Origin of the sequence: Mycobacterium sp., from assembly GCF_049281135.1 — a bacterium.
GTDB lineage: Bacteria > Actinomycetota > Actinomycetes > Mycobacteriales > Mycobacteriaceae > Mycobacterium.
Window position 1 is genome coordinate 1 of record NZ_JBAPRN010000831.1, and the last position, 2013, is coordinate 2013.

The following is a 2013-nucleotide window of genomic DNA, read 5'->3' on the forward strand; positions in this document are numbered from 1 at the left end:
GCAACACGGCCGTTTCCAAGAGCTGGGGCAGTCGGCTAGCAACGTTGCCGCCACCCCTGCTCCACGGCCCTGAGTTTCTCACGTCGCGCGCAACCTCCCAAATCAGCGCGCGTCGCGCTCTCGTTCAATCAAAGTACAAAGTTCTTTGGCTTGCGCAGCGCTGATGCCTGGGTAAGGGTAAGCGCCCCGTCGCCGGAGCCGGGATGGTTTCAAGCGCCGAGCTTGACCCTGCCTTTGCAGCCGCGCGGGCAGCTGCTGCTGCCCTACAAAAAAGGCTCTTCCGCAGGATCTGTGGGCGTGAGCGGCGGTTCTCGTGTAGGGCCGAGCGTGTGACGCGGTCGGGGACGCCGAGGCGTGGCGAGTGGAGGGTGCATCGTGCGAGAAGCCAGGTTGTTCAGGCCAAGGCGACCCACACGATGCAGATCGAATCTATCCTGCGGCGGCTCCACCCGCTGCCCGGTTTCGTTTACGAGAAGGTGCGCTGGGTGGGCAGCAGCAGACGCCCGTCGGTCTGGGTTCACGTGCGGCCACGCAAGGGCTCGCGTGGCAGGTGCTCGAATTGCTTCCGGAAGCGGCCCGGCTACGACACGCTCGACTCGCGCTTCTTCGCATTCGTGCCGCTATGGGGCCTGGCCGTCCACCTCGTCTATGCCATGCGCCGAGTGGACTGCCCTCGCTGCGGTGTCATCGTCGAGGCGGTGCCTTGGGCGGCGGGCAAGATGCAGACGACCCACGCGCTCGTCTGGTTTCTCGCGAGCTGGGCGAAGGTGCTGTCGTGGCGCGAGGTGGCCAAGCGCTTCCACTCGACCTGGGACACCGTCTTCCGGTGCGTCGAGCACACCGTTCGCTGGGGGCTGGCGCACCGCAACCTCGACGGAGTCGTCTCCATCGGCGTCGACGAATTCGCCTGGAAAAAGCGGCACAAGTACCTCACGCTCGTCTACCAGATCGACCACGGATGCAAGCGGCTGCTGCACGTGGCGCGTGACCGCACGGTCGGGTCCTTCAACACCTTCTTCGACATGCTGGGCGAAGAGCGTTCCAAGGCGATCGTGTTCGTCGCCAGCGACATGTGGCAGGCGTTCCGCAACGTCGTGAGCAAGCGCTGCTCGGCGGCCATCCACGTACTCGACCGCTTCCACGTCACCAAGCTCCTCAACGAGGCCGTAGACAAGGTGCGACGAGAGGAGGTGCGCAGCCTGCGAGCCGCCGGTCGCCCCGCGATGCTCACCAAGACGCGGTGGCTGCTGCTCAAGCGTCGAGAGAACATGTCCACCGACGAGCGGGGCCGCCTGCGCGAGCTACTGCGGATCAATCTCCGCTCGGTGCGTGCCTGCCTGCTCAAGGAACAGTTCCAGCACTTCTGGGACTACTCCTCCGGCCTGTGGGCGGAGAAGTTCCTGGCGCGATGGACGACCATGGCGATGCGCTCGCGCATGGATCCGTTCAAGAAGTTCGCCCGCACGCTACGCACCCATCGGCGCGAACTACTCGCCTGGTTTGCCGCTCGTGGCCTCTTCGCCCACGGCGCCACCGAGGGATTCAACAACAAGGCGCGAATCACGACACGAAAAGCATACGGCTTTCGCAGCTACGAGCACGCCGAAATCGCCCTGTACCACGCGCTCGGCGCGCTACCCGAGCCCGACTGGCTCGCCCACAGATTCTGCTGAGGAGGCTTTCTTGTTAGTATCGGCGCGAAGTCATGCGGGTCCGGGCGTTCGGCGTTGCCTGTTCGATCGCTCTCGCGGGGGCGCACGTAAGCTCGGCTGCCGTCGCAGCCACCTCGAAGTCGGTACCTTCGGGGGGGGGCATCGAGCCCGCAGCGGAGAGGATTCTATTGGATACCTCTGCTCGCCGTGGCCCTGCCCGAAGCGCCACGGCAGCAGGCGGCGAGTCGACGACCGCGGGGCGTCCGGCGATTCGCGGGCCAAAGATCCCTGAGGCGTTGAGGGCGCAGCTCCAGCCCGCCCTCGACGCGCGAGTCCAGGCGGACGTCGCGAAAAGCAAGGA

At 65.7% G+C, this 2013-nt stretch carries 1 protein-coding gene; it reads left to right on the plus strand.

Annotated features, from left to right (window positions below):
- Nucleotides 1-416: 416 nt before the first annotated feature.
- Entirely contained in the window at nt 417-1673 is a 1257-nt protein-coding gene (locus tag WAN02_RS33145) for an ISL3 family transposase (protein WP_422269588.1), read from the plus strand.
- Nucleotides 1674-2013 lie beyond the last annotated feature (340 nt).